A 26,980-nucleotide genomic window follows, 5' to 3' on the forward strand; every position below is an offset into this window, starting at 1 on the left:
GACCGAGCCTCCCCTCGCCCCCCGTCACAGGAGTACGCCCATGTCCCGCCAACTGAGTCCCCCGGCAGGTCAGTCGACGGCCGCACCCACGAAGTCGGTCCCGGCAGGAGCCCCGCGCACAGGCCCCGGCGCCGCTTCCCGCGTCGTCGCGTCGGGCACGTCGGGCCTCCGTCGGGTCCGGGCGCGTCGGGATGTCCTCCACTGGCTGGCGTGCGCCGCGTTCGCCCTCGCCCTGGCCTGGTCACGACGCTTCCCGCGCATCGGGTGTGGGGGGTGTGCGCGGCGGTCGGCTACAGCGCGGCGGCGGCGCTGGCCGCCCGGGCGCGACACCCCTGGGGCAGGGGCAGCGCGCTCGTCGCGGTCGGGGGATCGGTGGTGGCGTCGCTGGCGGTGCTGATGGTTCTGGGAACGGCCCAGTCGGAGGTCGGCGTCGTCGAACGCTCCGCCACGCTGCTGCTGAACTCCGGCAGCCCCTACGTGCCGCACCCGGCGGACGTCGCGGACTTCAACCCGTATCTGCCCGGCATGGCGGTCTTCGGCATCCCCCACGCCCTCCTGGGCGACACCCCGCTCGCGGACGCCCGTCTCTGGTTCGCGGTCGTGTTCCTCGCGGCCATGTCCCTGTCGGCGCCGCGCAGCAAGGCCGTGCCGCTGCTCGCGGGGTTCCCCGCGGTGGCCCTCCCGCTCGCGGTGGGCGGTGTCGACCTCCCGGTGATCGGGTTCGTCTGCCTGGGACTGGCGCTGGCCGGCCGGCGCGGAACGGGTACGGCGGCCGGTCTGGCCATGGGCGCGGCGGCGGCGCTGAAGTGGACCGCCTGGCCGCTGCTGCCCGTGGGAGTGGTCCTGATCGCGGTGACCTCGGGCCGCCGGGCCGCCGTGCGGGCCGCCGGAGCCGCGCTGGCCGTGACGGCCCTCGCCGTGGCGCCGGCCGCGCTCGTCGACCCGCGGGCGTTCACCGTGCACGTGTTGCTGTTCCCGCTCGGAGCCGGCGGAACCAGCTCCCCGGCCACCAGCCCGCTGCCCGGATACCTGCTGGCCGCCTGTGTGCCGGAGGGCCGCGCCATCGCCGTCGCGGCCCTCGCGACGGGCGCGGTGTGCGTGGCCGGGTCGCTGGCGGTCCGCCCGCCGCGCACGGTCGTCGCCGCCGCGGACCGGCTGGCACTGGGCCTCGGCCTGGCCATGTGCCTGATGCCGGCCACACGCTTCGGCTACCTCGTCTACCCGATGGTGCTGGCGGTGTGGTTCCGCCGGCACCGGTCGGCGCGTGTCGCGCGGCCCGCCGGGCCGGCCTGGGGGAGCGGCTCGACGGTCGCCGTCAGGCGCGGTCGTAGCAGCGCTTCAGCTCGTTGAGGTCGTAGAAGCGGCTGCCCTTGGCGACGGGCTTGCAGGAGGTCTTGAACGCGGTCTCCTTCTCGTTGAACAGCATCCGCACCAGGTACTGGGCGCCCCGCCCGGTGCTCGTCCTCGCGTACAGGTCCCACTGCACGTTGGCGGCCATCGGGGCGACGTCCGCGCCGCGCCAGGGGTTGTTCTCGTACGTGTAGGGCCGGTTCAGGTCCGCGCTCTTGGCGCTGCCGGGCAGGCCGAGGACGACGGCGAGCGGTTCGATCTCCTCCGCGTGGGTGAACCGGAGCACCGCGCCCTTGTCGCTCGTGCCGTCCGCCTTCGCCTCGGCCTGGGCGAACAGGTCGTCCAGCAGGACGTTCGCCATGTCGTAGGTGATGGTGCGGCCGGTGAAGGCCGGGCCCTTCTGGTAGAACTCCTCGGCGTCGTCGAGGTAGGCGAACCAGCGGGCGTCCCGGGGCGCCAGGAACGGGTCGAGGTCGACTCCCGGGGCTTCCACGCTCAGGTCGGGCGCGGCGCTGTAGAGCTCGTACAGCGAGCGGGCGAAGGAGATCCGGTCGGCGCTCGGCATCGCCTTGACGAACTTCGCGCCGAACAGCCGGGAGACCACGTGCGTGGCCGCCTTCGCGGTGTCGGGCAGCCCGTCTGTCTCGGCGATCACCGCGGCCAGGTCGGGGTCGCCGGCGAGGTAGGCCTGGTAGTCGGCGTTCTGCGGCTGCTTGTGGAAGTACAGGAGGTCCTTGTTCGTCACCGGCGCCTGGATCAGCCCGGCCAGTGCCGGGTCGCCTGCGGTCAGGCCGCCGGTGAAGGCGTCGGCGCTGGCGACGGCGCGGGCCACGCCGGAGGTCTCGACCTCGATCGGCTCGTCGCCGGCGACGATGGCGGAGAAGAGCGAGGGCAGCCGGCGTTCCAGGCGCAGCGCGGTGTCGCGCTGCTCCTGCGCGCCACGGCCGGAGAGGCTGCCGTAGCCGATCGTGGAGGCGCCGGTCAGCAGGGTCCGCACCTGCGGGCCGAGCTGCGCGCCGAGCGGGGTCAGCGCGTTCTGGGTCCGGGCGCTCTCCAACACCGCCAGCACCGCGTCGCCGTCGTCGCCGTCGGTCATGGCACGGGAACCGTGCCGGGCGACGTTCTCGGTGAAGACCGGGGTGAAGCCCTTCGGCGCGGCCTGGTAGTCGCGCGGGTTCTCCCGCGGCTGGTACGGCGTCTTCGTCGTGTAGTAGTGCGGGCCGGAGGCGTGCGGCCGGTTTTGTGCGGCGGCGGTGGCGTCGGGCAGGGCCAGGGCGGCGACCGCCAGAGTCGCGGCCACGGCGGCGCCGGAGGCGACGGTTCGCTTCATGGTGGTTCCTCAACGAGCGGGCAGAAGGGAAGGTCGGGGCCGATCGGACACGACCCCGCACGCTCGCAACCGGAGGGAAACGACCCGCCCGCGGTGGGTGGCGCGGGAGTGGTGCGTGGGTGAACGGGCGGCGATCTTGTGCCGTCGGCGGCGCCTCGGCGGTGCCCCAGTGGCGCTTGAGCGGTTCCGTCAGCCGGGTTGCCCGGCCGGAGTGACGTATGCCGACGGTGGTGGAATCGGTCACGCGCGTGGGCGTCGCGGCCGCCGCGATACCGCTACCGCCCGTGAGGGTGACGCCACTGGCCATATCCCGCCCATCGCTCTCCTTGCCGTGCCGACGGCATCACGCGGCCCGGACAGGTGGGGAAGGTCGGTCACGCAGGGTGACAAGCGAATTTCGCTACAAGTTCCGAAATTATTCGTGACGGCTCAGCCGCGTGGCCGAAACACGTCATTCCTACCGTCTGTATCGGTCATCACATCGGTGTCCTCAGTGGCTGTACGAGACAGGAGCCTTGAGTGTCCAACCCCTCCCGACGCGGCGTCCTCAGACTGACCGCCGGCACCGCTCTCCTCGGCACCCTGGCCCTGACGGGCTGCGGCCGCGGCGACACCGCCGCCACCGCGAAGGCCTCCGCCAAGCCCGTCGACGCCTCCCCGGCCACCGGTACGGTCGAGGTCTGGGCCGCCCAGGGCGACGCCGACGTGCTCGGCAAGGTCATCAAGCCCTTCGAGGCCGCGAACCCGGACGTCGACGTGAAGTTCACGCTGATACCGAACTCCGACTACTACACCAAGCTCCAGGCGGCGATCGCGGCGGGCAAGGGGCCCGACGTCGCCCAGTTCTTCCCCGAGTCGCAGGCGCAGTTCCTCGACCCGTCCGTCCTTCGGCCCGTACCGGACGGGCTCGTCGACCCGAGCGGCTTCTTCACCAGCCTCTGGGACGCGGGCGTGGTCGAGGACGTGGCGTACACGGTGCCCTGGTACGCGTACACCTACGCGCTCGTCTACCGCGCCGACCTCGCCAAGAAGGCGGGCGTCGAGGCACCGACGACCTGGGACGAGATGCTGCCGTTCTTCAAGGCGCTCAAGGGCGCCGGAGCCGCACACGGTCTCGGCGCCGACAACGGCTGGGACGTCTTCAACGGCCAGGACGTCGCGATGTACGCCTGGCAGGCCGGCGGCTCGCTGCTCTCCGCCGGCGGCAAGTGGACGCTCGACACTCCGGCGCTGGTCGACGCGCTCCAGTACAACGCGTCGTTCTTCGCCTCCGGCGCCGCCGACCTCGCCACGCCCACCTTCCTCGACGCACAGCCGTACTTCGTCGGAGGCAAGACCGCGACGATGATCACGGGCCCGTGGGTCGTAGGCCAGCTCGACACCGCCGCGAAGAAGACCGGCTGGACCGCCTCCCATGTCGCCACCGCACCCCTTCCGGCCGGGCCCTCGGGCAGCGTCTCCTTCTCCGCCGGCGGCACCTGGGGCGTCCTCGCGAACAGCGGCAACACGGACGGGTCCTGGAAGCTCATCCGGTACCTCGCGAAGCCGAGCACCCAGGTCGCCCAGTACAAGGCGTACAGCTCCCTGCCGGCGGTCGTCTCCGCCTGGGACGACTCCGCCATCGCCGGGCAGCCGCTCCTGGACGCCTTCCTCACCCAGATGAAGAAGACCCGGGCGTTCCCGCAGGTCAGCAGCTGGCAGCAGGTCGCGACCCGGCTCGGCAAGGAGATGGAGGCCGTGGCCAAGGGCACCAAGACCGCCGCGAAGGCCGCCTCGGACGCCCAGTCGTACGCCGAGAGCCTCGGCACGGGTGCGAAGTGAGCCGCGGATGACTGCCACCCCCGTCCGCCGGACCGCCGTCGCCTGGCTGTTCCTCACCCCCTTCATGGTCGTGTTCCTGCTCTACACGGCGATCCCCACCGTCGCCGCCCTCGGGTTCAGCCTCACCGACCTGCGGGGCACGGATCTGCGGCATCCGTTCGCCGTCGACTTCACCGGAGTGGAGAACTATCTCCGGCTGTTCCAGGACGAGACCTTCCTGCGGGACATCCTGAACACCGCCCTGTTCGTGGCCGTCGGCGTGCCGCTGACCATGGGCATCGGCTTCGCCCTCGCCCTCACCCTGAACTCCGGCGTCCGACGGCTGCGCAGCCTGTTCCGTACGGTCTTCTTCGCGCCGGTCGTCACCAACGTCGTGGCGGTCGCGCTGATCTGGCAGTACGCCTTCAACGCGGGCGGCACCGTCAACAAGGCGCTCGGCGCGGTCGGTTTCGCCGGACCGAACTGGCTGGACGACCCGAACCTGGCCATGCCCGTGGTCATCCTGCTCGGCGTCTGGCGCAACTTCGGCACCGCCATGGTGCTGTTCCTCGCCGGTCTCCAGGCGATCCCGCGGGACGTCTACGAGGCCGCCGCCCTCGACGGCGCCGGCCGCTGGCGTCAACTGCGGCACATCACCCTGCCGTTGCTGCTGCCCACCACCCTCATGGTGTCGGTGCTGCTGACCGTCTTCTATCTCCAGGTGTTCGACGAGCCGTACCTGCTCACCGACGGCGGCCCGCTCGGCTCCACCGAGTCCGTCGCGCTGTACACCTACCACCAGTTCGGGGCGGGCGAGTTCGGGATGTCGTCGGCCGCGTCCTTCGTGATGCTCGTGCTCGTGACGCTGGTGAGCCTCGTCCAGTTCCGGCTGCTCAGGCCCCGCGCATGACGGCCCTCGCCGCGTCGCTGGAGGACGCCGACATGACCGCCCCCGCCCCCTCGATCTCCCTGCGCCGCCGGTCCTTCGCCAGGCCCCTGCTCTACGGGGCGCTGGTGCTGTGCGCCCTGCTGACGATGCTGCCGTTCGTCTGGGTGGCCGGCGGCTCGCTGCGCAGCCTCGCCGAGATCCGCTCCGACCCCGGCGCGTGGCTTCCGCACCACGTCACCCTCGACAACTTCGTACGGCTGTTCAGGACCGAGGGGTTCGCCCGGTTCCTGACCAACAGCGTCGTGGTCGCGACCCTCGTGGTGATCGGCAACATCGTGGCGGCCTCGGCCGCCGGCTACGCCCTGGCCAAGTTCGACTTCGCGGGCCGACGGATCGCGTTCGGCGCGGTCATGGCGGCGATGATGGTGCCGTTCACGGCCGTCTTCGTCCCGCAGTTCGTGCTCACCGTCGACATGGGCCTGGCGGACACCCTCGCCGGTATCGCCCTGCCCGCCGTGGCGATGCCGATGTCGGTCTTCATCATGCGGCAGTACGCGATGTCGATCCCCGACGACCTTCTCGAGGCGGCCCGGATCGACGGCGCGGGCGAGTTCCGGATCTTCTTCCGGATCTTCCTCCCGCTGGCCGGCCCCGCCGTCGCGACGATCACGATCATGTCGTTCCTCGCCTCGTGGAACAACTTCATCTGGCCGCTGATCGTCGCCCAGAGCACCTCCACCTACACGCTGCCGGTGGGCCTCGCCGCCACCAGCCAGGCGGCGGCGCACGTCACCGACTACGGTCTGATGCTCGCCGGCGCGATCGTCGTCATGCTGCCCGTGCTCGCCCTGTTCCTGCTGCTGCAGCGCTACTTCGTGCAGGGCATCGCCGGAACGGGAATGCGGTGACCGCGATGGACGAGCGGACGGACTTCCGCGCCCCCGGTGAGCCGGTCACCGTCCTCGCCCCCGCCGGCCCGTTCGTCGGCCGTCGCACCGGCCGCACCCGCCGCTTCCTCGGCGTCCCGTACGCCGAAGCGCCCACCGGCGCCCGGCGGTTCGCCCCGCCGACGCCCCGTGGCCGCTCCACCGAGCCGTACGACGCCTCCCGGCACGGCGCGACCTCGCAAGCCGTGCCGCTGTCGGCCACGACCACCATTCCGGAGCCGTCGGTGCCGGGCGACGACGTGCTGAACCTCGGCATCGTCGCCCCGGACGCGGACGGCGACCGTACGCCCTGCCCGGTCCTGGTGTGGATCCACGGCGGCGGCTTCCTCGGCGGAAGCCCGGCCAGCCCCTGGTACGACGGGCGCTCCTTCGCCCGCGACGGCGTCGTCTGCGTCACCGTCGGCTACCGGCTCGGCGTCGACGGATTCGCCGTACTGGACGACGTACCCCCGAACCTCGGGCTGCGCGATCTGCTGCTCGCGCTCGACTGGGTGCGGGAGAACATCGCCGCGTTCGGGGGCGATCCCGAACGGGTCACCCTCGCAGGGCAGTCGGCCGGCGGCGCTGCCGTGCTCGCGCTGCTGTCGTCGCCCGCCGCCCGTGGCCGTTTCCAGCGGGCCGTCAGCCTCTCCGGGGTCGCCGTCGACGTGGGCGCGGACCGCGCGGGCGACTTCCTCGGACGGCTCGGGCGCCGGCTCGGCGTGCCGCCCACGCGGGACGGGTTCGCCGGCCGCAGCGTGACGGACGTCCAGCGGGCCGTCATCGGCCTGCGGGACGCGGCGGGCGACGACGCGCTCGCGCTCGGTCCGTTCGTCGGCGACGACGTCCTGCCGACGCCGATCGCCGACGGACTCGCCGCGCACGGACACGGCGTACCGCTGCTGCTCGGCGCGACCGGCGACGAGTTCGACGGCGACACCGCCACCGGCGCGCCAGGCGCCCGTGCCACGGGCACCCGGGTGACGGACACCCTGTTCCGCGCCGTCTGCCCGCGCGCGGCGCTCGCCCGCCGTGCAGCCGTCGCCGGGACCTGGCTGTACTCCTTCGAGTGGCCGTCCCCCGTACTCGGCGGCGCGGCGCACTGCATCGACATCCCGTACTTCTTCGACGTACTCGACGCGCCCGGCGTCCCCGAGACGCTCGGCCCCAACCCGCCCGCGGAGCTGGCCACTTCGATGCACGCCGACCTGGTCCGGTTCGTCCACGGCCAGGAACCCGCCTGGGCGAGGGCGACCGGCGCGCTCGGCGACCCGGCGCGCGAGTACGGCCGACCCGGCGCGGGCCTCACGGCCGACACCACCGGCGTGTTCGACCCCGTGACACCGTTCGACCCCGGGACGCCGTTCGATCCCGGGACGCCGGCGGCGAAGGAGGCGACATGCTGACGCCCGGGCTGAACGGGATGAACCAGAGCGCCGTCCGCCGCGTCAACACCTCCGTCATCCTGCGCGCGTTGGCCGTGTCGGCCGAGCCGATGACCCTGACCACGCTCGCCGAGCAGGCCGGCCTCTCCCGTCGCACCATCGAGCTCATCCTCGACTCGCTCGTCGAGGCGGGCTGGGTGACCGAGCTGGACCGCGTACCGACCAGCGGCTGCGCCGGACGCCCGGCCCGCCGCTACCAACTACGCGCCAAACACGCCCTGTTGGCGGCCGTACGCATCACCACCCTGGACGTCACCGCGGTCGTCGCCGACGTCCGCGGCCGCATCCTCGGCCGCGCGCACCGCCCCCTGCGCGCCTACCAGGACCCCCAGGCCACCCTCGACGACGCGGCGGCGCTGGTCCTGGAGGCGCTCGACGACGCGGGCGGGTCGACGGACCGGCTGCGCGCCGGCGCCATCGCGGCCGGCGGCGCGATCGACGACGACGGGATCGTACGACGCCTCGTGCACACGACCCACTGGGAAGGCGTCCACCTGCCCCAGGAGCTCAAACGGCGCATCCCCGTGCCCTGGTTCGCGGACAACGACTCCAACCTCGGTGCGCTGGCCGAGCGTTGGCGAGGCGTGGCCGCCGAACACGACAACGTCGTATGGGCGATCCTCGGCAACCGCACCGGACTCGGCATCCTCATCCGAGGCGCCGTGCACCGGGGTCTGGACGGCGCGGCGGGCGAGATCGTCGAGGCCGCGTCGATCCCGGCCGGCTCGGTCGAGAACCGCCCGGTGGCATGGCTGACCTCACCGGAACCGGCCCGGCGGAGGATCGCGCTCGACCGCTTCGCCGCGGCGCGGGCCGGTGACGCGGACGCGCTCGCCGAGGTCGACGAACTCGTGGAGAACATCGCCTCGATCCTCACGATCCTGTCGTGGACGATCGCGCCCTCGCTCATCGTGCTCGGCGGCGGGCTCGAAGACGCGGCCGACGTGCTGCTGCCCCGGGTGCGCGAGGCGCTGCGCCGCGCCCGCACCCCCGCCGTCGAACTGCGCGCCACGAGTCTGGGGCACGACGCCGCGCTCGTCGGCGCCGTCAAGTCGGCACTCGACCGCATGGACACCGAACTGTTCGGCCCGCTCGTCCCCGGCGCGTAATCCCCCCACCACCCAACTCTCCCCCCACCACCCGACTTTGGAGTCTCCCTGTGACCGACACCCACCGCACCGACGTCCTCATCGTGGGCAGCGGCATCATGGGATCCGTCGTGGCCCGGCTGCTGCGGGACGGCGATCCGGGGCTGGACATCACGATGGTCGACGGCGGCAGCGCGATCGGCTCTGCGCCCGGAGTGCATCTGCACGACGTCGACGACCCGGTCCTCTGGTCGCGCTACAACGAAAAGGTCGGCACCGGCATCCAGGGCATGTACACCGGCGCCGAAGTGGTGCGCGAGGTCGCCGACAGCCTCACCGGCCTCGCGCCCGGCATGTTCCACGCGCTCGCCTTCGGCGAGGACGCCGAGGCGATGCCCGCGACGGCGCTCGCCTGGAACGCGGGCGGCATGGGCGTGCACTGGACCGCCGCGACCCCGTGGCCCGCCGGCGACGAGGTGTTCGACTTCGGCGACCCGGCCCGCTGGACGGCGGACCTGGACACCGCGCGCCGACTCCTGGCGGTCACCCCCTCACCCATCGGCCCGACCGAGGTCGGCCGGACGGTCCTCGACGTACTGCGCCGACGCTACGACGGCGCCGCACCCGACGACCGGCGACCGCAGCCGATGCCCATGGCCGTCACGGCGACGGCAACAGGCCCCATGCCCCGCACCGCGCCGGGGACGATCTTCCCGGCGATCGCGGCCGGCGGGGACCCGGCGTTCACCCTGGTGACCGGGACGCTCGCCACCCGGCTGCTGCTCGCCGAGGGCCGGGTCACCGGCGCCCGACTGCGACGCGTCGCCGACGGCACGCAGACCGAACTTCACGCGGACGCCGTGATCGTGTGCGCCGACGCGCTGCGCACCCCGCAGCTGCTGTTCGCCTCGGGCATCCGCCCCACAGCGCTGGGCCGATACCTCAACGAGCACGCGTTCATCGCCGCCCGGGTGCTCCTCGACCTCGACCGGTTCGGCATCGGCCGCGACGCCCTGCCCCTGCCGCGCCCCGGCGAGTTCAGCACGGACTCGCTCTGGCTGCCGCAGAACGGGGCGGCGCAGCCGTTCCACGGCCAGATCATGAACCGCACGTACCTGGACGAGAACGGCCGCCCCCTCGCCCACGCCGTGGGCCTGTCGCTCCTCGCCCCCGTCGAGTCGCGCCCCGAGAACCGCCTGGTCTTCTCGGAGTCGGAGACCGACCTCGCCGGACTGCCGCGCATCGGCGTCGAGTTCGCCTACTCCGACGCCGACCACACGCTGATCGAGCGGGCACTCGCCGAAGTCCGCTCGCTGGCCGAGGAGTTCGGCCCGTTCGACCCCGCGACCGAATGCGCGCTGCTCCCACCCGGCTCCTCGCTGCACCTGACCGGCACCGTCCGCACGGGCGCCGCCGACGACGGGAGAAGCGTGTGCGACCCGGACGGCCGGGTGTGGGGCTTCGCCAACCTGTACGTCGCCGGCAACGGCGTCATCCCCACCCCGATGGCCGCCAACGTCACCCTGACCGGCGCGGTGACCGCCGTACGGGCCGCCCGCGCCGTCGCCGCACGCGACGCGGCGCTCGCCGCGCGCTGATCTTCCGCACCTGGACACCCGCACGCTGAGAGGATGCTGGACCGTGATCGACATCGCCAAGGAATACCGGGTGGCGCTGCCACCGTGGATCGACGACGAGCTGGCCGACGTGCCCGCCGTCATCCCCGACCGGGACGGCCGGATGCGCCTGGTGCACCGTCTCGCCGACCGCAACTGGCGCGAGGGCAACGGCGGCCCGTTCGCGGCGCTCGTCGCCGAGCAGGACACCGGCCGGATCGTCTCGGTCGGCGTGAACGTCGTCCTCGCCTCCGGCGTCTCCAGCGCACACGCCGAGGTCGTCGCGCTCGGCCTCGCCCAGACGGCGACCGGCGGCTGGGACCTCGGCGGCGACGGCCTGCCGACCCACGAACTGGTCGTCAACTGGCGTCCGTGCATCCAGTGCTACGGCGCCGCCATGTGGTCCGGGGTACGCGGCCTCGTGGTCGCCGGCGAGGGTCCGGAACTGGAGGAGATCACCACCTTCGACGAGGGGCCGCTCGGCGCGGACTGGGCCGAGCAGTTCGAGGCACGCGGCATCAAGGTCGTACAGGATGTGCTGCGGGAAGAGGCGCTCGCGGTGTTCCGCGGGTACCGGGAGGCCGTCGACGCGGACGGCGGCGGCATCGTCGTCTACAACGCCCGCGGCGGCGCGGAATGACCCCCCGGTTCGCGACCGACGTGGTCACCTTCTACCACCCGCGCTTCTGGGGACTCGACTCCGCGGACGCCGTGCGCGACTGGGCGCTGGCGCACCCCGAGGGCTTCTGGGCGCGGGTGATGGAGGCGCTGGCCGAGGCCGGGGTCACGGGCATCGAGCTGACCTTCGCGCCGGGCGACATCGACTCGGCGCTGCGGGCCTTCGGCAGCGCACCGGCGTTCCGCCGCGCACTGGAGTCCCGGGGCCTGTCGGTCGTCAGCGCCTTCGTCACGGAGAACGACAGCCCCGACTGGCGGGAGGGCGACAACCTGCCCGAGATCGTCGCCGACGCCGAACGACGCGCCGCCTTCCTGGCCGACCTGGGAGCGGACCTCCTCGTCACCGGACTGCCCATGCGCACGACGTTCGGTACGCGTCCGCCGTTCTTCGTCGACGCCGCGTACATGACCCGGATGGCCGACATCGCCCACGCGGTCGGTGAGGCCGTCGCCCGGCACGGCGTGAAGCTCGCCTTCCACACGGAGTCCAACAGCACCCTCTGGTACGAGCGGGACATCGACCTGTTCATGGCGCTGACCGATCCGCGCTATGTGTGGCTGTGCCCCGACTCCTGCCACATCGCGCTCGGGGGAGGCGATCCCGTCGCCGTCGCGCGTCGCCACGCCCCGCGCATCGCGCTGGCGCACTGGAAGGACGCGGTCAAGCCGATCGACGTCGAACTCACCATCGACGACACGGTCTTCGCCCAGCAGCAGCCCTATATGACCGAACTGGGCACGGGCATCGTGGACTGGAGAGGCTGGGCCGACGCCATGTCCCGCACCCCCGGCGCGGACACCGTGCTCATCGAGCTGGACGAGGCGGCCGACCCCGTCGCCGCGCTCCGGGCGGGGACGGCCGTCGCGCGAGCCGCGCGGGCGTGAGAGCCGCTCCCGGGAGGCGTGGGGGAACGCCTATCGGGGAAGACCGGCGGACGGCTCCCGCTCGGGTGGCCCGTCCGCGGGTGTCCCGGCCGAGCGCGTCTCGGCCGAGGACGTCTCGGACGCAGGTGTCCCGTCGGTGGCGGGACGGGCAGGCGCCTGGCCGTCGCCGCCCGGCCCGACGGCGGCTCGGCCTGCGCGCGTGGGGCGGCCGAGGACGACTCCGGCCAGGACCAGGATCAGTCCGCACAGTTGCTGAACGGTCAGCACCTCGGCGGCGACCACCGTGCCGAGCAGCACGCCCGTGACGGGGTTGAGCAGTCCTATGAGGCCGACGGTGCCCGCCGGCAGGTGCCGTAGCCCGGTGAACCAGGCGGCGAAGGCCAGCGCGGTGGCGATCAGGGTGACATAGCCGAACGCGAGGAGCGCCGACGGGGAGAGCGCGGGGGGAGGCCCCTCCACGGCCGCGGCGGCCGGGAGCAGCAACAGGCCGCCGGCGGTGAGCTGCCAGGCGGTCGAGGCGAGCACGTCGGCGTCCGCGCTCCACCGCTTGGCCAGGATGTGGCCGAAGGACGACACGAGCACGGCGGCGGCCGAGGCGAGGACTCCCCGCACGCCCACCCTGTCCACGCCCGTGAGCAGCATGAGACACACCCCGGCGAGCCCGATCGCGGCGCCGGCCAGGTGGGCGGTGCGGGGGCGCTCGGACACCAGAGGCCAGGCCATGAGCATCATCGTCAACGGGGACACCGCCATGACGGTCGAGGCGACGCTGGTCGGAAGCAGCTGGGAGGCGACGTAGACGAGGACGAAGAACACGCTGACGTTGAGCAGCCCGAGCACCGCGGAGCGCCACCACCACGCGCCACGGGGGCGCTGTCTGCACAGGGCCAGCAGGACGAGGCCGGCGGGCAGCGCACGCAGAGCGGCTCCGTACAGCGGGCTGTCGGCGGGGAGGTACGTGTGCGTGACGTAGTAGTTGGCGCCCCAGGCCACCGGTGCGATCGCGGTGAGCGCCACCCACCGTCCATTAGCTTCCATGGAAGACAATATAGCTTCCATGGAAGGTATGATGGGGATCATGGAAGAAGAGGCGCCCGCGGCACGCGGGGAGGAGGGGGCCGTGGAAGACCGGCGACCGCTGGACCGGGTGGCCCGCATCCAGGCCGACTGGCGTCGCGAGCGGCCCGACCTCGACGTCACCCCGCAAGGAGTGATCGGCCGACTGCACCGCCTGGCCGACCAGCTCACCGAGGAACTGCGCGTCGTCTACCGGCGCTACGGGCTCAGCGAGGGCGAGTTCGACGTGCTGTGCGCCCTGCGCCGCGCGGGCGAGCCCTACGAACGGGCGCCCGGCGAGCTCGCCGCGCACACCATGGTCACCACCGGCGCGATGACGAAGCGGATCGACCGCCTGGAGCGCGCCGGACTCGTCACCCGCCGCCGCTCCGGAGACGACCAGCGCGGCCGGATCGTCGCCCTCACCGACCCCGGACGCGAACTGATCGACCGGGCGTTCACCGACCACATGCGCAACGAACGCCATCTGCTGGATCTGCTGGCGCCCACCGAGGCCAAGGCCCTCGAGACCCTGCTCACGGTCTGGCTCTCCGGCATGGAGGACTCGCGCTCGCCCGGCGGCTCATGAGGCGGTCGGGGCGATGAGCTCGTCGGCGACCCACCGTGCGACGCCGGCGGGGGTAGGGCGTCGTAGCAAGGAGACTCTGCTCGACGCGGCCGCAGCGGTCTTCGTCACGTCAGGCGTGGAGGCGCCGGTGCGCGACATCGCGGCCAAGGCGGGCGTCGGACTGGGCACGATCTACCGCCACTTCCCGACGCGAGCGGATCTCGTCATCGCCGTCTGCCGGCACCAGGTCGACGCCTGCGCCGACGCGGGCCGACTGTGGGCCAGGACAGCCCCCTTCCAGGTCAGAAAGGCTCGAAGCGCGGCTCGACGGGGCCGATCTCGCCGCGCTCCGCCAGTTCGTCGAGATCTTCCGGGTCGAGGAATTCCAAGGCGTCCGGATCGATGCCGTCGTGCGGGGCGGCGTCGTGCAGGCGCTTGACGAAGGAGAGGACGAATGCGGTGAACGGTCCGTCGAACACCTCGGGTTCGGCGCCGTTGATGTTGGTGACCGTCTTCCAGCGGTCGGGCTCGTCGTCGCAGGGCCAGAAGAAGTGCTCGTCGCCGGAGTAGTCGTAGCCCCAGGAGATGAGGCCACCCGGGTCGGGGTGGAACCGGAACGGATACCTGTCCGAGTCACGTCGCCACGACTGGCCGAACGACTCGTGGATCTTCCGCATTCTCGTGAGCAGCGGACTGGAGCCCAGCGGATGGAAGACCACCAACTCGCCGCAGATCACGCCCGTTCCGTAGGCGTCCAGGAAGGCCTTGAAGTCGTTGGGCAGCGCCGACCCGACGTAGGCCTCGACCTCGGCCCAGTCGTCCGGAGCCGGTTGACGAGCCGGGGGTCGGCCGAACACCTGCACAAGGTCATCGAATCCCGCCATGTCCCCTGCCCTGCTTGATCGGCGGTAGCAGACGGCAAGCCTATTCCGACGCGCGTCGGTCAGCCGCGGACCAGGGTGGCCAGCGGATGCCGTGCGGTGTCCGTCGCGGGGCGCGAGAGGTACAGCGTGGTGTGGAAGTAGCCCTCGCTTTCCTTGCCGTGCGGGTTCTCGCCGACCGCGGTGACCGCGTCGATCGCGTACTGCTGTTCCCGCGCGCTGGTGAAGCGGCGTTGGGGGAAGGTGGCGGTGGCCTTCTCGGTGGTGAGGCCGTTCGTTTCGAGGCAGGCGGCGATGGCGTCGTAGGCGCCGGTGCGCAGCACGAACGCGGCGACCCAGACCGGACCGTGGGCACTGTCCAGCAGAGCCTGGAAGGTGCGCGGCGACAGGAAGCCGGCTCCGCCGGTGAGGGTGATCAGGCGGGCGTGGCGGACGGCCCGAAGGAGGTCGGGGCCGGCGGGCGCGGTCTCCAGGTTCTCGGCGAACGCCTCGTCCAGCAGCCCGACGGCGCGTGCGTAGGAGACGGCGTGGGGGGCGGCGTCGAGCCCGACGACGCGGACTGCGTCCGGGCGCCGGTGGGCCGCGTAGTACGCCGTGTCCCACTCGGCCAGCTCGGCGGTGGTCATCGCGGTGGCCTGCGGGGATGTGTAGTGGGCGTACAGGTCGTCGAGCGTGAGGTCGTGGTTGAGCAGGGCGGCGTTGATGCCGTAGGAGCAGCAGATGTCCAGCACCGTGACGGGGTCCGCCGTGTCCTTCGAGGACCCGCAGGCCCTGAGCAGGCGGCGGAAGACGCCCTGCGCGTGGTGCGGGGTCTGGTACTCCCAGGGGCCCAGCGCGCGGAAGTACGCGCGCGGGTCGGGTCGGTTGTACGTGTCGTCGAACGGGGTCATGCCCCCGGCAGCGGAGACGCCCGCGCCCCGGGAGCCGTCGGCCGCGAACGGCCCGGGGCCTTTCGACTGCGCAGGGGCCATGACGTGTCCCTTTCCGCGAACCAGACCGGCTTTCCGGTCCGGCTTTCCGGTCCGGCTTTCAGGATCGGCTTTGAGGACCGGCTTTCCGAACAGAGTCAACGCCGAGGTCGGCCCGCGGGGAACAGCGCGGAAACGAAACCGGCCAGGCACAGCTGGAGGCCGGTCGGCCGGTTCATGCGTCGAACTCGGTGAGGTCGATGGCGTGGATGTACAGCGGGAAGCCGTACACCGGGTGGGTCGTTTCGCGCTCCAGCGCCATGCCGAGCTTGCGGGCGATGTTCTCGGAGGCGTCGTCACCCACCCGGCTGATGCTGATGACACGGTCGAGGCCGCGGTCCTGGAGCGCGAACTCCAGCGTGGCGTGGGCCGCTTCGGACGCGTATCCCTGGCCCCAGAACTGCGAACCGAGCCGCCAGCCGATCGCCACGTCGGGCTGTGCCTCCGGCAGGAAATCGGGCACGTACAGGCCCGTGAAGCCGGCCAGCTCGCCCGAGGCCAGCAACTCTACGGCGAAGAGGCCGAAGCCCTCCTCGTCCCACTCCTCCTCCCACTGCTCGATGGCCTCCGCGGTGTGCTCCAGGTCGCGCACCGACCCGTCGTCGATCCAGCGCATCACCTGCGGGTCCGTGTTGATCTCCGCCATGGGCGCGAGGTCGTCGTCATTCCAGCGGCGGAGGATGAGTCGGGGCGTACGGATCTCGGTCATGACACCCATCCTGCATAAGGCGACGGCCTGACCGGTAATCGGCGCCGCCGGCGACTCGCCCCAGGGGTGATGACCAGTGACGTCCGACCGGTCAGGACCACAGGCCGTCGACCGGCAGATCTCGATGGAAGACGGCCATGGTCCGGCCGGGGCCGTTGTAGTCGTCGACGATGTCCGTGTCGAAGCCGAGGCGGCGATGGAAGGCGATCGAACCGGTGTTCCCGATCGACGTGATCGCCTTCAACCGCCGTGCGCCCTGACCCTCCGCGGCTTCGGCGAACGCCGTGTACAGACGACGGCCGAGACCGGTGCCGCGGGCGTCGTCCCGCGTGGCGATCAGATGGACGTACCCGGTGCCGTTCGGGGTGACGAATCCGAAGACGTACCCACGGATGCCGTCCTCGGATCGGGCGACCAGACAGGTCGAACCGAACTCCTGCACCAGTGCGAGAAGGTGCAGCGACCGAAGATCGCGTTCGCCCCAGTAGCGGGGGTGATCGGCCAGGACCTGGTGGAAGTCGGCCACGGCGGCCGGCGCAATCTGTATGCCCATGATGAAGATCATGGCAGGTGCCCCGGTCCTTCCGTTCGGCCCGTGCGGTTGCCGCGTGATGGCCCTGCTCAGCTCCGCGGGCGGCGGCGGCCGGCCCGCGACCGCCGCCCTGCCGGCCGGGACACGTCGCGGGCGGGGGACCGGGACGCGTCGAGGGCCGCGGGAGTCGCCGTCGTCCGGATCGGCGCGGTCGACGCTCGTGGGAACCGTCCGGGGAAGCCTCCACCCAACGCCCGATGCCCCGACGCGCCCCACCCCGTCGGCGTGCCGGGCGGGCGCGGGGGGACGACTCAGAGACAAGCTCTTCTGGGCCGCCATCCTCGTCACCGCACTGTGCGAACTGCTCTTCCTGCGCGATCTGTTGCGCTACGGCCGCGCCGAGTCCGCGCCGGCCTTCGCCCAGAGCCGCCTCCGGGCGGGCGTGCTGCTCGCCATGGGCGGCGTGTTCGGCGACATGTTCCGCTCCTGGCCCTGGCTGCTCCTGGGCGCGGTCATGATCCTGTGGACCGGCGGCGGCGCCCTCCTGGTCCACCGCTCTCCCGCCCACGCCTCCCAGGAGCCGGCCCGCGACAGGTGAACTCCGAGCCGACTTGAGGCGCAGTTCGTCAGAGGCATTGACGTGCCCGTGATCCAAATTTATCGTCTGGCCCGCAGAAACCCGACCGATAACCCGAACCATGTTCGGTATGTCGAATCATGGCTGTATCTCACATCCCCCAGAGATGAGAAACACACATGGCACCGCCCTTCTCCAGGCGAAACCTCCTCCAAGCCGCGATAGTCGCGGCGGCAGCGCCGGGAATCTCGTACGCCGCCACCCACCGGACGGCCGCCGCGGCCACCCTGCCGGCGCCGTCGGCCTGGGCGCTCAGACCGTTCGAGCTCAAGAACGTGACCCTCGGCCAGGGCCTCTTCGCCGCCAAGCGCCGGCTGATGCTCGACCACGGCCGTGGCTACGACGTGAACCGGCTGCTCCAGGTCTTCCGCGCCAACGCCGGCCTCTCCACCCTCGGCGCGGTCGCCCCCGGCGGCTGGGAGGGACTCGACGGCGAGGCCAACGGAAACCTCCGCGGCCACTACACCGGCCACTTCCTCACCATGCTGTCCCAGGCGTACGGCAGCACCGGCGAGCAGGCCTACGCCGACAAGATCGCCTCCATGGTCGGGGCCCTGACCGAGGTCCGGGCGGCCCTGCGCACCTCTCCGGCCTTACTCGGCGTCACGGGCAGGTTCGGCACCGCTGCGGAGAACGTCCGGGGCTCCTACCAGTACGTCGACCTGCCGGCCGCGGTCCTCGGCGGCGCCGCGTCGATCACCCTTTCGGCCTGGGTGAAGCCCACCCACGACGCCGCCTGGGGCCGGGTCTTCGACTTCGGCGACAACACCACCCGCTACCTCTACCTGGCCGCCCGCAACGCGAGCGGAGTGCCCCGCTTCGCCGTCACGACCAGCGGCGCCGGCGGCGAGCAGGGCCTCAACGGCGCCGCCGCGCTGCCGCTGAACCAGTGGAGCCATCTGGCGGTGACGATCTCGGGCAACACCGGCACCCTCTACGTCAACGGCGCCGCCGTCGCCCAGAACACGGCGATGACCCTCAACCCGTCGGTGCTGGGCACCCTGACCAACAACTGGCTCGGCCGGTCCAACTACTCCGGCGACCCGGTGTTCGCGGGCGCCTACGACGAGTTCAACGTCTGGTCGCGGGCCCTGACCGCCGCGGAGATCAGCGCACTGCAGAGCAGCCGGGCCGCCGATTCCCCCGCGGGCAGAGGCAGTCTGGCGTCGTACGCCTTCGACGAGACCAGCGGCGGCGCCTTCGCGGACTCCTCCGGCCGCGGTCTGCACGCCGCCCTGCGCCGCACCTGGGGCGGGCCCAGCCATCCCGGGTTCCTCGCGGCGTACCCGGAGACGCAGTTCATAGCCCTGGAGTCCGCGACCGGCTCCGACTACACCAAAGTGTGGGCGCCGTACTACACCGCGCACAAGATCCTCAAGGGTCTGCTGGACGCCTACGCGTACACCGACGACGCACGGGCGCTCGATCTCGCCTCCGGGATGTGCGACTGGATGTACTCCCGGCTGTCCAAGCTGCCCGAGTCGACCCGGCAGCGCATGTGGGGCCTCTTCTCCAGCGGCGAGTTCGGCGGCATCGTCGAGGCGATCTGCGATCTGCACTCCTTCACCGGCAAGGCCGAACACCTCGCGCTGGCCCGCCTCTTCGACCTCGACACGCTCATCGACGCCTGCGCCGCGAACACCGACACCCTCGACGGCCTGCACGCCAACCAGCACATCCCCATCTTCACCGGGCTCCTCCGGCTCCACGACGCGACGGGCGAGGCGCGCTACCTCACCGCCGCCAGGAACTTCTGGGACATGGTCGTCCCGCCCCGGATGTACGGCATCGGAGGCACCAGCACCGGCGAGTTCTGGAAGGCCCGCGGGAACATCGCGGGGACGATCAGCGACACCGACGCCGAGACCTGCTGCGCGTACAACCTGCTCAAGCTCAGCCGGATGCTGTTCTTCCACGAGCAGGACCCGAAGTACATGGACTACTACGAGCGGGCCCTGTACAACCAGGTCCTCGGCTCCAAGCAGGACAAGGCCGACGCGGAGAAGCCGCTCACCACCTACTTCATCGGCCTGACCCCCGGCCACGTCCGCGACTACACCCCCAAGCAGGGCACCACCTGCTGCGAGGGCACGGGCATGGAGAGCGCCACCAAGTACCAGGACTCGGTGTACTTCAAGAAGGCCGACGACACCGCCCTGTACGTCAACCTGTACAGCCCCTCCACCCTGACCTGGGCCGAGAAGGGCGTCACCGTCACCCAGACCACCGACTACCCCAGGGAACAGGGCTCCACGCTCACCGTCGCGGGCGCCGACGCCGCCTTCGAGCTGCGTCTGCGGGTGCCGTCCTGGGCGACCAGCGGCTTCCGGGTGACCGTCAACGGCAGCGCGGTGAGCGGGACACCGGCCGTCGGCGGCTACTTCTCCGTCGACCGGACCTGGCGCAGCGGCGACACCGTCCGCGTCACCCTCCCGTTCCGGCTGCGCGTCGAGCAGGCCCTCGACGACCCGTCGCTGCAGACCCTGTTCTACGGACCGGTCAACCTCGTCGCCCGCAACTCCGCTACGAGTTACCTGCAGTTGGGGCTCTACGCCAACGCCGCCCTCTCCGGCGACCTGCTGCCCACCCTCACCCCCGTGGCCGACAAGCCACTCCACTACACCCTGGGCGGCACCGAGTTCGCGCCGTTCTACGAGGGCACCGAAGACCCGACGCACGCCTACTTCCGGCGGGCCGAGCCCAAGGTCGTCTTCGGCGGCACCGACTCCGGCGTCGCCAACCCGGCCAGGGCCGACGGCACCACCCTCCTCGACGAGATCTGGGCCGGAGCCCCGTTCAACGCCAAGAGCGAGCTGGTCACGCGGGTGCAGTCCACGGTGAACTCCTGGGTGACCGCGGGACTGCTCAGCCAGGTGGACGGCCAGAAAGCGGTGACCACGGCACAGAACGCCACCTACACGACCTCCCCGGCTCTCCTTCCAGAGACGGATGCATCACCCATCTGACGTGACGGGTATCGGCGTCCGGCCGTCGACCGGACGCCGATACGCTGTCACCGTCCGTCGGAGCGTCAGGCCTCCGGGGTGGACCAGCCGATCAGGGCTCCGCGCAGTGCGGCCACGAGGCGGGCGGCGGCCTCGTCCTCGGTGCGGCCGCGCGATGCCGTGTGTGCGCGGCGCCGCGACGACTTCCACGGAGGGCAGGTCGACGTCGTAGGGCCGGAACTGGTAGAACGCGCCTTCCGGTGCGCTGAGGGTGACGCCGGGGATCGCCGAGGTGAACGGTCGCCCGGTGTGGTCGAGGTCGGAGTACGCCTCGTCGGAGACGACGAGGGTGGGGGTGCCGTCGAGCAGGTCGGCGAGCGCGTCGAGTCCCTCGCGGCTGTGCACGATGCCGGTCGGGTCGGCCCGGTTGCAGAAGACGAAGAGCAGACCCTGAGCAACCGCGTGAACACCGTTGAGTTCTACTGAGCAGGAGGACGTTCTCCTGGACAGGAGGACCGAGTGCGGCTTCGCCCGCGAGATCGTGCTCCCCTCGGCGACGCACTGAAGGCCCTGTCGGTTCCCGCCGACGCCTCGGTCTCGGGCAAAGTACTCCTCACGTTCTGACACTGACGAAAGAGGCACAGATGAACACCAGCGCAGCCGCGAACATCGGCGTCGTCGGGCTGGCGGTGATGGGATCGAACCTGGCACGCAACCTCGCCTCCCGCGAGGGCAACACCGTCGCCGTCTACAACCGCACCCATGCCCGTACCGAAGAACTCGTCAACGGCCACCCCGAGGCGGGCTTCGTCGCCGCCGCGTCGGTCGACGAGTTCGTCGCGTCACTGGCCAGGCCGCGCACCGCGATCATCATGGTGCAGGCGGGAGCGGGCACGGACGCGGTCATCGACCAGCTCGCCGAGCGCTTCGAGCCCGGCGACATCATCGTCGACGGCGGCAACGCGAACTTCCAGGACACCATCGCCCGCGAGCAGCGGATGGCCCCCACCGGCATCCACTTCGTCGGCGTCGGCATCTCCGGCGGAGAGGAAGGCGCGCTCAACGGCCCGTCGATCATGCCCGGCGGCTCGGAGGACTCCTACCGGACCCTCGGACCCATCCTCGCGTCGATCGCCGCGGTCGCCGAGGGCGAGCCCTGCGTCACCCACGTGGGCACCGACGGCGCCGGCCACTTCGTCAAGATGATCCACAACGGCATCGAGTACGCCGACATGCAGTTGATCGGCGAGGCGTACGACCTGCTGCGCACCGTCGGCGGTCTCCGGCCGCAGGCCATCGCCGACGTCTTCGCCGCGTGGAACAAGGGCCCGCTCGAGTCCTACCTGATCGAGATCACCGCGGAGATCCTGCGCCAGGTAGACGCCGCGACCGGTGAGCCGTTCGTGGACGTGGTGCTGGACCAGGCCGGCTCCAAGGGCACCGGTGTGTGGACCGTGCAGAACGCCCTCGATCTCGGCATCCCGGTGGGCGGCATCGCCGAAGCCGTGTTCGCCCGCGCCGTCTCCTCCAAGCCGGCGCAGCGCGCGGCGGTCCGCGGGCTGGTCACCTCCCGCCCGGAGGTGCAGAAGGCCGAGCCCGGCTTCGCCGACGACGTCGCCAAGGCCCTCTACGCCTCGAAGGTCGTCGCCTACGCGCAGGGCTTCGACGCCATCATCGCCGGCGCCGAGAAGTACGGCTGGAACATCCACAAGGACGCGATCGCCAAGATCTGGCGCGGCGGCTGCATCATCCGCGCGGGCTTCCTCAACCGCATCGCGGAGGCGTACACCGAGAACCCGGACATCGCCACGCTGCTCGAGGCGCCGTACTTCGCGCAGGCCGTCACCGAGGGAGAGGCCGCCTGGCGTCGCATCGTCGCCACCGCCGCACTCTCCGGGGTGCCGGTCCCGGGCTTCAGCTCCGCCCTCAGCTACTACGACTCGCTGGCCGCCGAGCGCCTTCCCGCGGCGCTCATCCAGGGACAGCGCGACTTCTTCGGCGCCCACACCTACCGGCGCACCGACAAGGAAGGCACGTTCCACACCCTGTGGTCCGGCGACCGCACCGAGATCGAGACCGAGGGCTCCAGCCACTGACCTGATGCCGTGAGAACAGCGCTGCCGCGTCCCGAGTCATGGGGCGCGGCAGCGCTGCTCGGGCAGGTCGTCAGGCGAGGGTGACCTCGACCGGCAGCTTCTTGATGCCGTTGACGAAGTTGGAGCGGACGCGCGGGACGTCGCCGGCCAGCCTGATGTCGGCGATCCGTGGGATCAGCTCCTCGAACATGATGCGGATCTCGGTGCGGGCGAGGAGGTTGCCCAGGCAGAGGTGGGGGCTGCCCTTGCCGAAGGTGACGTGGTCGTTGTCGGCGCGGGCGACGTCGAAGTCGTAGGGGTCGCCGAACACGGTCTCGTCGCGGTTTCCGGAGGCGAACCACATGACGACCTTGTCGCCCTCCCTGACCTGCTTGCCGCCGAGTTCGACGTCGCGGGTCGCGGTGCGGCGGAAGTGGTAGACGGGGGAGGCCCAGCGCAGGAACTCCTCGACCGCGCCGGGGATCAGGGAGGGGTCGTCCTTCAGCCTGGCCAGCTGCTCGGGGTGCTGGAGGAGGGCCAGCAGGGAGTGGGAGATGGTGTGCCGGGTGGTCTCGTTGCCGGCGACGACCAGAAGCAGGAAGTAGTTGTCGAAGTCCTGCGCGGACAGCGGGACTCCGTCGCGCGGGGTGGTGTTGACTAGCCGGGAGACCAGGTCCGTGCCGTCGCCGCCGCGCCGCTGCCGGGCCAGCTCACGGCCGTACTCGAAGACCTCGAGGGAGGCGGGGGAGCGGAAGGGCAGATCGCGGTACTGCTCGCTCTCCGTACTGTGCAGCAGTACGTCGGCGTAGTCGGGGTCGGTGTTGCCGATGATGCGGTTGCCCCAGTCGATGAGCTGCTGGTTGTCCTCCGGCGGCACGTCGAGCAGGCGGGCGAGGACGTTGATGGGGAAGTCGGCGGAGACGTCGGCGACGAAGTCGAAGGAGCCCTTGGCCAGGGCCGCGTCCAGGGTCCTGGCGGTCAGGCCGCGCAGGAAGTCGCCGTAGCTGTTGATGACGCCGGCGCCGAACTGGCGTTGGATCACGCTGCGCATCGCGCGGTGGCGGACGCCGTCCATCTCCAGGATGGAGGCGCGCTTCTTGATCTGGTCGTCGTCGACCTCTTCCAGGTTGACGAACCGGGTCGAGGTGAAGGTCTCGGCGTCCCGGTCGACGCGGGCGATGTCCGCGTGCCGGGTCACCGCCCAGAAACCGGAGTTGGGGGCCTCCTCCGGCTGCCAGTGGACCGCGTCCTCGTGGCGCAGGGTGTGGAACATGCGCCACGGTGTGACGCCGTCCGCGAAGTTGTCGAGGTCGGCGAGGTCCACCTGGTCGAGCGGCAGGGGCTCGTCGAGGGCGGCGCGCAGCTCGGCGCGGGTGGTGGGGACGGTGGGGACGGTGGGGACGGTGGGGACGGTGGGGACGGCGGGACTGGTCATGGCGGATCTCCTGACGACGGCTTCGACGGGCTTACAGGTGGTAGGCGTACTCGGTGAACTCCCAGTCGGTGACATGCCGTCGGAAGCGTTCGACCTCGTCCCGTTTGTAGGTGACGAAGGAGGTGGTGAAGTCCTTGCCGAGGACGTCGGTCAGGGCGGTGTCCGCCTCCAGCGCGTCGAGCGCGGCCGACAGACTCGCGGGCAGCAGGGCGGAACGGGCGGTGTCGTAGCCGTAGCCCTCCAGCGGGGCGGGCGGCTCCTCGCCGGCCTGGACGCCGAGCAGGGCGGCGGCGATCGTGCCCGCGATCAGCAGGTAGGGATTGGCGCTGGCGTCGCCGAGGCGCAGTTCGAGACGGGCGCCGCCGCCGCGCTCGGGCGGGACGCGGACCATGGCGCTGCGGTTGTCGAGCCCCCAGTCGATCAGCCAGGGCGCGAGGGTGTCGGGTCCGAAGCGCTTGTACGAGTTCACGGTCGGGTTGGCCAGGGCCGCGAGCGCGGGCGCGTGGGCGAGGATGCCGGCGAGGGCGTGCCGTGCGGTGGCGGAGAGGCCGTAGGCGCCGGAGGGGTCGTCGAAGGCGTTGCGGACCCCGTCCTCGTCGGAGGCGTCGCAGGACAGGTGGAGATGGAAGCCGGAGCCGCCCGCGTCGCCGAAGGGCTTGGCCATGAAGGTGGCCATGTTGCCCTCCTTGCGGGCCAGCTCCTTGACGGCCGCCTTGAAGCGGAAGGCGCGGTCGGCGGCGTCCAGGGCCTCGGAGTGGGTGAGGTTGATCTCGTACTGGCCGCCGTCGAACTCGTGGTTGCCGGTGACGACGCCGAGGCCCAGGTCACGCAGCTGCCGCAGGGTGCGCAGCAGATGGTTCTCGGGGTCGGCGCGCAGGCCGGCGGTGTAGACGGCGCCGGCGGCCTCCGGCGAGCGGCGCCAGCCGGTGGGGGCGCCGGGGGCGGGCTCCAGGAGGAAGTACTCCAGCTCGGGCCCGACGACCGGCCGCAGGCCCTGCTCGCGGCAGCGGGCCAGGACGGTGCGCAGCAGGTCGCGCGGTGACTCGGGGGCGGGGAGGCCGGTCGCCGGGTCGGTGACCTCGCCGAGACAGGTGGCGACGCCCGGCTCCCAGGGCAGCGGGGTCGTCGTGGCCAGGTCGGGGCGGACGCACACGTCCGGCAGGCCGGCGTCCAGCCCGCCCGCGACCGGGACCACGTCGCCCTGTGGGGTGGTGTGGTACACGGCGCGACAGAAGGCCAGGCCGTGGTCGCAGGCCGACGGCAGGTGGTCCAGCAGAACGTCCCGGCCGCGGTCGGTGCCGATGAGGTCGGGGTAGATCACCCGGACCACGTCGACGCCCTCGGCGGCGAGCCGTTCCATGTGCCGGCGGATGTCTGGGGTGTCGGATGCGCTCACCGATGTCTCCTTGGGCGGGTGGGCAACTCGTTTGGTCCCGAACGGTATGGAGGCGGGTCGCCGTCCCGCAAGAGGGTGGTCCAAAGAATTTATCCACCTGGACAGGTATTGACCAGAGGGGAGCGACTTCCTATGTTGTTTGAAGCCAAACGAGTCAGGGGTGCGGCTCTTTCGCACCCCTTTGGCCGAGGGGCCCGGCCCGGCCGCGACCGGGTCGGGCCCCTCCCACCCCCTCTCCCCGCTCCGACGCCCTCACCCTCAGGAGGACCGCGATGAAGGTCGTCGTCGACATGAACAAGTGCCAGGACCACGGCCAGTGCGTCTTCGCCGCCCCCGACGTCTTCTCCCTGGACGACGACGGACACCTGATCTACGTCTCCGACCCCGACGACGCGCTGCGCGACGAGGTCGAGGAGGCCGCGGACGTCTGTCCGCTCCAGGCCATCCGGATCGCGGGCTGAGTCCCCGTGACCGCACCCATGAACGCTCCCCGGGCCGCATCCATGACCGGGCGCGCGACCGCACCCACGACCGCACCCATGACCACACCCATGGCAGGGCGCATAGTCGTCGCGGGCGCCTCGATGGGCGGCCTGCGCGCCGCCGAGCAGCTTCGCGCGGCGGGCTGGACCGGGGCGATCACGGTCGTCGGCGACGAGCCGCACATGCCCTACAACCGGCCTCCGCTGTCCAAGGAGGTCCTGGCCGGCAAGGCCCCCTTCGAGTCGCTGGCCTTCACACCGAAGGCGGCCGCCGCCGACGTGGAATGGCGGCTCGGCACGAAGGTCGTCGCGGCACGACTCTGCGAACGGATCGTCGTACTCGACGACGGGTCGGAGATCTCGTACGACGGACTGGTCGTCGCCACCGGAATGCGCCCCCGGCGGCTGCGCTGCAAGGGCCCGCTCGCCGGCCGTCACACCGTCCGCACCCTCGCCGACGCCCAGACCCTGAGGGACGAACTGACCCGGCCGGACGCCCGAGTGGTCGTCGTCGGCGCCGGATTCATCGGCTGCGAGGTCGCCGCCACCGCTGTAGGACTCGGCGTCCGCGAGGTGACCGTCGTCGATCCGCTGCCGTTGCCCATGGTGGGCCCGCTCGGCGAGCTGCTCGGACGCGCGCTGCTGAAGCGGCACGAGGAGCGCGGGGTGCGTTTCGCGCTCGGCGCGGGCGTCGCCGGGTTCGAGGGCGAGGACCGGGTGACCGGGGTCGTCCTCGGCGACGGGAGGGTCCTGCCGGCCGACGTGGTCGTGGAGTCCGTCGGCTCGATCGCCAACGTCGAGTGGCTGCGGGACAACGGACTCGACCTCTCCGACGGCGTGCTGACCGACGAGCGGCTGCGGATCGGCGGACACCCGGAGGTCGTCGCGGTCGGCGACGTCGCCCGCTTCCCCAATGCCCGCTACGACGGCGTACCCCGCCGCGTCGAGCACTGGTCCATCCCCACGGACACCGCCAAGCATGCCGCGAAGACCCTCGTGGCCCATCTCGCCGGCGCGGACGGGGAGTCGGCTCCCTTCGCGCCGCTGCCGACCTTCTGGAGCGACCAGCACGAGTTCCGGCTGCAGTCCTTCGGAGCGCCCGTCCTCGGCAAGGGCGACGTCCGTGTCCTGGAAGGAGATCCGGACGGAGACGTCCTGGTCGGCTACCACGCCGGCGGTCGGCTGGTCGGCGTCGTCGCGCTCGGCGGCCAGGCCGTGGCGAGGGGCGCCGCCGGTTATCGCGCCCAGTTGCTCAAGTCGCCCGCCCTCACCGTGTAAGGAAGCCCGTC

General features: G+C 71.6%; 23 protein-coding genes and 2 pseudogenes. 16 read left to right on the forward strand and 9 right to left on the reverse strand.

Features of this window, described 5'->3' with window-relative positions:
- Positions 1–210 precede the first annotated feature (210 nt).
- Positions 211–1,350 (forward strand): glycosyltransferase 87 family protein, encoded by a 1,140-nt coding sequence (locus OG562_RS43685; RefSeq protein WP_266408171.1) that lies wholly within the window; start codon positions 211–213, stop codon positions 1,348–1,350.
- Here the strand turns inward: OG562_RS43685 and OG562_RS43690 are convergent.
- Positions 1,316–2,680 carry a histidine-type phosphatase gene (locus tag OG562_RS43690; RefSeq protein WP_266408172.1) on the reverse strand — a complete coding sequence of 455 codons (1,365 nt, stop codon included), beginning with the start codon at positions 2,678–2,680 and terminating at the stop codon, positions 1,316–1,318. The two genes, OG562_RS43685 and OG562_RS43690, sit on opposite strands and share 35 nt — an antisense overlap.
- A gap of 519 nt (positions 2,681–3,199) precedes the next feature.
- On the opposite strand from OG562_RS43690, the gene OG562_RS43695 reads away from it, so the two are divergent.
- The 8 genes from OG562_RS43695 to OG562_RS43730 are packed head-to-tail and all read left to right on the forward strand — an operon-like array spanning position 3,200 to position 12,007.
- Complete coding sequence (locus OG562_RS43695; RefSeq protein ID WP_266408174.1) at positions 3,200–4,501, forward strand: extracellular solute-binding protein; 1,302 nt, start codon at positions 3,200–3,202, stop codon at positions 4,499–4,501.
- A 7-nt stretch (positions 4,502–4,508) separates the two neighbouring features.
- On the forward strand, positions 4,509–5,390 hold the full coding sequence (locus tag OG562_RS43700) for a carbohydrate ABC transporter permease (protein ID WP_266408176.1): 882 nt from the start codon (positions 4,509–4,511) through the stop codon (positions 5,388–5,390).
- Positions 5,387–6,277, forward strand: a complete 891-nt coding sequence (locus OG562_RS43705; protein ID WP_266408178.1) for a carbohydrate ABC transporter permease — start codon at positions 5,387–5,389, stop codon at positions 6,275–6,277. Before OG562_RS43700 ends, OG562_RS43705 begins: the two co-directional genes overlap by 4 nt.
- Positions 6,278–6,282: 5 nt before the next feature.
- On the forward strand, positions 6,283–7,701 hold the full coding sequence (locus OG562_RS43710) for a carboxylesterase family protein (protein WP_266408181.1): 1,419 nt from the start codon (positions 6,283–6,285) through the stop codon (positions 7,699–7,701).
- The gene (locus OG562_RS43715; RefSeq protein ID WP_266408183.1) at positions 7,695–8,849 is read left to right on the forward strand and encodes an ROK family transcriptional regulator; all 1,155 of its coding nucleotides are present in this window, start codon (positions 7,695–7,697) and stop codon (positions 8,847–8,849) included. The genes OG562_RS43710 and OG562_RS43715 overlap by 7 nt, the downstream gene beginning before the upstream one ends.
- A 50-nt stretch (positions 8,850–8,899) precedes the next feature.
- Entirely contained in the window at positions 8,900–10,426 is a 1,527-nt protein-coding gene (locus OG562_RS43720; RefSeq protein WP_266408185.1) for a GMC oxidoreductase, read from the forward strand.
- A 43-nt stretch (positions 10,427–10,469) separates the two neighbouring features.
- The gene (locus OG562_RS43725; protein ID WP_266408187.1) at positions 10,470–11,084 is read left to right on the forward strand and encodes a nucleoside deaminase; all 615 of its coding nucleotides are present in this window, start codon (positions 10,470–10,472) and stop codon (positions 11,082–11,084) included.
- On the forward strand, positions 11,081–12,007 hold the full coding sequence (locus tag OG562_RS43730) for a sugar phosphate isomerase/epimerase (protein WP_266408189.1): 927 nt from the start codon (positions 11,081–11,083) through the stop codon (positions 12,005–12,007). Before OG562_RS43725 ends, OG562_RS43730 begins: the two co-directional genes overlap by 4 nt.
- A gap of 30 nt (positions 12,008–12,037) precedes the next feature.
- Here OG562_RS43730 and OG562_RS43735 read toward each other — a convergent pair whose 3' ends face one another.
- Positions 12,038–13,045, reverse strand: coding sequence for a DMT family transporter (locus OG562_RS43735; protein ID WP_266408191.1), 1,008 nt, complete (start codon positions 13,043–13,045; stop codon positions 12,038–12,040).
- Positions 13,046–13,085: 40 nt separating this feature from the next.
- Between OG562_RS43735 and OG562_RS43740 the strand changes: the two genes are divergently transcribed.
- Positions 13,086–13,652, forward strand: coding sequence for a MarR family winged helix-turn-helix transcriptional regulator (locus tag OG562_RS43740; RefSeq protein ID WP_266408192.1), 567 nt, complete (start codon positions 13,086–13,088; stop codon positions 13,650–13,652).
- A gap of 13 nt (positions 13,653–13,665) precedes the next feature.
- Positions 13,666–13,902: pseudogene (locus tag OG562_RS43745) on the forward strand (TetR/AcrR family transcriptional regulator); the annotation flags it as partial.
- A 31-nt stretch (positions 13,903–13,933) separates the two neighbouring features.
- Here OG562_RS43745 and OG562_RS43750 read toward each other — a convergent pair.
- From OG562_RS43750 to OG562_RS43765, 4 genes are all read right to left on the reverse strand, one after another.
- Positions 13,934–14,515, reverse strand: coding sequence for a hypothetical protein (locus OG562_RS43750; protein WP_266408194.1), 582 nt, complete (start codon positions 14,513–14,515; stop codon positions 13,934–13,936).
- Positions 14,516–14,574: 59 nt separating this feature from the next.
- Positions 14,575–15,483: a hypothetical protein gene (locus OG562_RS43755; RefSeq protein ID WP_266408196.1), complete on the reverse strand. Its 909-nt coding sequence runs from the start codon at positions 15,481–15,483 to the stop codon at positions 14,575–14,577.
- A gap of 172 nt (positions 15,484–15,655) precedes the next feature.
- Positions 15,656–16,189: a GNAT family N-acetyltransferase gene (locus OG562_RS43760; RefSeq protein WP_266408198.1), complete on the reverse strand. Its 534-nt coding sequence runs from the start codon at positions 16,187–16,189 to the stop codon at positions 15,656–15,658.
- 91 nt (positions 16,190–16,280) lie between these two features.
- A complete protein-coding gene (locus OG562_RS43765) occupies positions 16,281–16,754 on the reverse strand; it encodes a GNAT family N-acetyltransferase (protein WP_266408200.1) in 474 nt (157 codons plus the stop codon).
- Between OG562_RS43765 and OG562_RS43770 the strand changes: the two genes are divergently transcribed.
- Both OG562_RS43770 and OG562_RS43775 read left to right on the forward strand, forming a co-directional pair.
- Entirely contained in the window at positions 16,753–17,319 is a 567-nt protein-coding gene (locus tag OG562_RS43770; protein WP_266408202.1) for a hypothetical protein, read from the forward strand. The two genes, OG562_RS43765 and OG562_RS43770, sit on opposite strands and share 2 nt — an antisense overlap.
- Positions 17,320–17,477: 158 nt before the next feature.
- A complete protein-coding gene (locus OG562_RS43775) occupies positions 17,478–20,324 on the forward strand; it encodes a beta-L-arabinofuranosidase domain-containing protein (RefSeq protein WP_266408204.1) in 2,847 nt (948 codons plus the stop codon).
- Between the two features lie 144 nt (positions 20,325–20,468).
- On the opposite strand, the pseudogene OG562_RS46125 reads toward OG562_RS43775, so the two are convergent.
- Positions 20,469–20,747 (reverse strand): annotated as a pseudogene (locus OG562_RS46125) (aminotransferase class I/II-fold pyridoxal phosphate-dependent enzyme); the annotation flags it as partial.
- Between the two features lie 200 nt (positions 20,748–20,947).
- Between OG562_RS46125 and gndA the strand changes: the two are divergent.
- Positions 20,948–22,399, forward strand: coding sequence for an NADP-dependent phosphogluconate dehydrogenase (gene gndA, locus OG562_RS43785; protein ID WP_266408209.1), 1,452 nt, complete (start codon positions 20,948–20,950; stop codon positions 22,397–22,399).
- A 70-nt stretch (positions 22,400–22,469) separates the two neighbouring features.
- On the opposite strand, the gene OG562_RS43790 is transcribed toward gndA, so the two are convergent.
- Positions 22,470–23,813, reverse strand: coding sequence for a cytochrome P450 (locus OG562_RS43790; protein WP_323187626.1), 1,344 nt, complete (start codon positions 23,811–23,813; stop codon positions 22,470–22,472).
- A 31-nt stretch (positions 23,814–23,844) separates the two neighbouring features.
- Entirely contained in the window at positions 23,845–25,209 is a 1,365-nt protein-coding gene (locus OG562_RS43795) for a glutamine synthetase family protein (RefSeq protein WP_266408212.1), read from the reverse strand.
- A 272-nt stretch (positions 25,210–25,481) separates the two neighbouring features.
- On the opposite strand from OG562_RS43795, the gene OG562_RS43800 reads away from it, so the two are divergent.
- Together OG562_RS43800 and OG562_RS43805 are read left to right on the forward strand one after the other, a co-directional pair.
- Positions 25,482–25,670, forward strand: coding sequence for a ferredoxin (locus OG562_RS43800; protein WP_266408214.1), 189 nt, complete (start codon positions 25,482–25,484; stop codon positions 25,668–25,670).
- 90 nt (positions 25,671–25,760) lie between these two features.
- Positions 25,761–26,969, forward strand: a complete 1,209-nt coding sequence (locus OG562_RS43805; protein WP_266408217.1) for an NAD(P)/FAD-dependent oxidoreductase — start codon at positions 25,761–25,763, stop codon at positions 26,967–26,969.
- Positions 26,970–26,980: the final 11 nt, after the last annotated feature.

It is taken from the genome of Streptomyces sp. NBC_01275 (assembly GCF_026340655.1).
Taxonomy (GTDB): Bacteria; Actinomycetota; Actinomycetes; order Streptomycetales; family Streptomycetaceae; genus Streptomyces.

Bases quoted from the DNA above. Each gene is read 5' to 3' on its own strand.
- gndA (WP_266408209.1), top strand. From the start codon at position 20,948: ATGAACACCAGCGCAGCCGCGAACATCGGCGTCGTCGGGCTGGCGGTG.
- OG562_RS43755 (WP_266408196.1), bottom strand. From the start codon at position 15,483: ATGGCCCCTGCGCAGTCGAAAGGCCCCGGGCCGTTCGCGGCCGACGGC.
- OG562_RS43765 (WP_266408200.1), bottom strand. From the start codon at position 16,754: ATGATCTTCATCATGGGCATACAGATTGCGCCGGCCGCCGTGGCCGAC.
- OG562_RS43735 (WP_266408191.1), bottom strand. From the start codon at position 13,045: ATGGAAGCTAATGGACGGTGGGTGGCGCTCACCGCGATCGCACCGGTG.
- OG562_RS43775 (WP_266408204.1), top strand. From the start codon at position 17,478: ATGGCACCGCCCTTCTCCAGGCGAAACCTCCTCCAAGCCGCGATAGTC.
- OG562_RS43690 (WP_266408172.1), bottom strand. From the start codon at position 2,680: ATGAAGCGAACCGTCGCCTCCGGCGCCGCCGTGGCCGCGACTCTGGCG.
- OG562_RS43790 (WP_323187626.1), bottom strand. From the start codon at position 23,813: ATGACCAGTCCCGCCGTCCCCACCGTCCCCACCGTCCCCACCGTCCCC.
- OG562_RS43760 (WP_266408198.1), bottom strand. From the start codon at position 16,189: ATGACCGAGATCCGTACGCCCCGACTCATCCTCCGCCGCTGGAATGAC.
- OG562_RS43710 (WP_266408181.1), top strand. From the start codon at position 6,283: ATGGACGAGCGGACGGACTTCCGCGCCCCCGGTGAGCCGGTCACCGTC.
- OG562_RS43700 (WP_266408176.1), top strand. From the start codon at position 4,509: ATGACTGCCACCCCCGTCCGCCGGACCGCCGTCGCCTGGCTGTTCCTC.
- OG562_RS43805 (WP_266408217.1), top strand. From the start codon at position 25,761: ATGGCAGGGCGCATAGTCGTCGCGGGCGCCTCGATGGGCGGCCTGCGC.
- OG562_RS43740 (WP_266408192.1), top strand. From the start codon at position 13,086: ATGGAAGAAGAGGCGCCCGCGGCACGCGGGGAGGAGGGGGCCGTGGAA.
- OG562_RS43770 (WP_266408202.1), top strand. From the start codon at position 16,753: ATGGCAGGTGCCCCGGTCCTTCCGTTCGGCCCGTGCGGTTGCCGCGTG.
- OG562_RS43730 (WP_266408189.1), top strand. From the start codon at position 11,081: ATGACCCCCCGGTTCGCGACCGACGTGGTCACCTTCTACCACCCGCGC.
- OG562_RS43705 (WP_266408178.1), top strand. From the start codon at position 5,387: ATGACGGCCCTCGCCGCGTCGCTGGAGGACGCCGACATGACCGCCCCC.
- OG562_RS43715 (WP_266408183.1), top strand. From the start codon at position 7,695: ATGCTGACGCCCGGGCTGAACGGGATGAACCAGAGCGCCGTCCGCCGC.
- OG562_RS43800 (WP_266408214.1), top strand. From the start codon at position 25,482: ATGAAGGTCGTCGTCGACATGAACAAGTGCCAGGACCACGGCCAGTGC.
- OG562_RS43750 (WP_266408194.1), bottom strand. From the start codon at position 14,515: ATGGCGGGATTCGATGACCTTGTGCAGGTGTTCGGCCGACCCCCGGCT.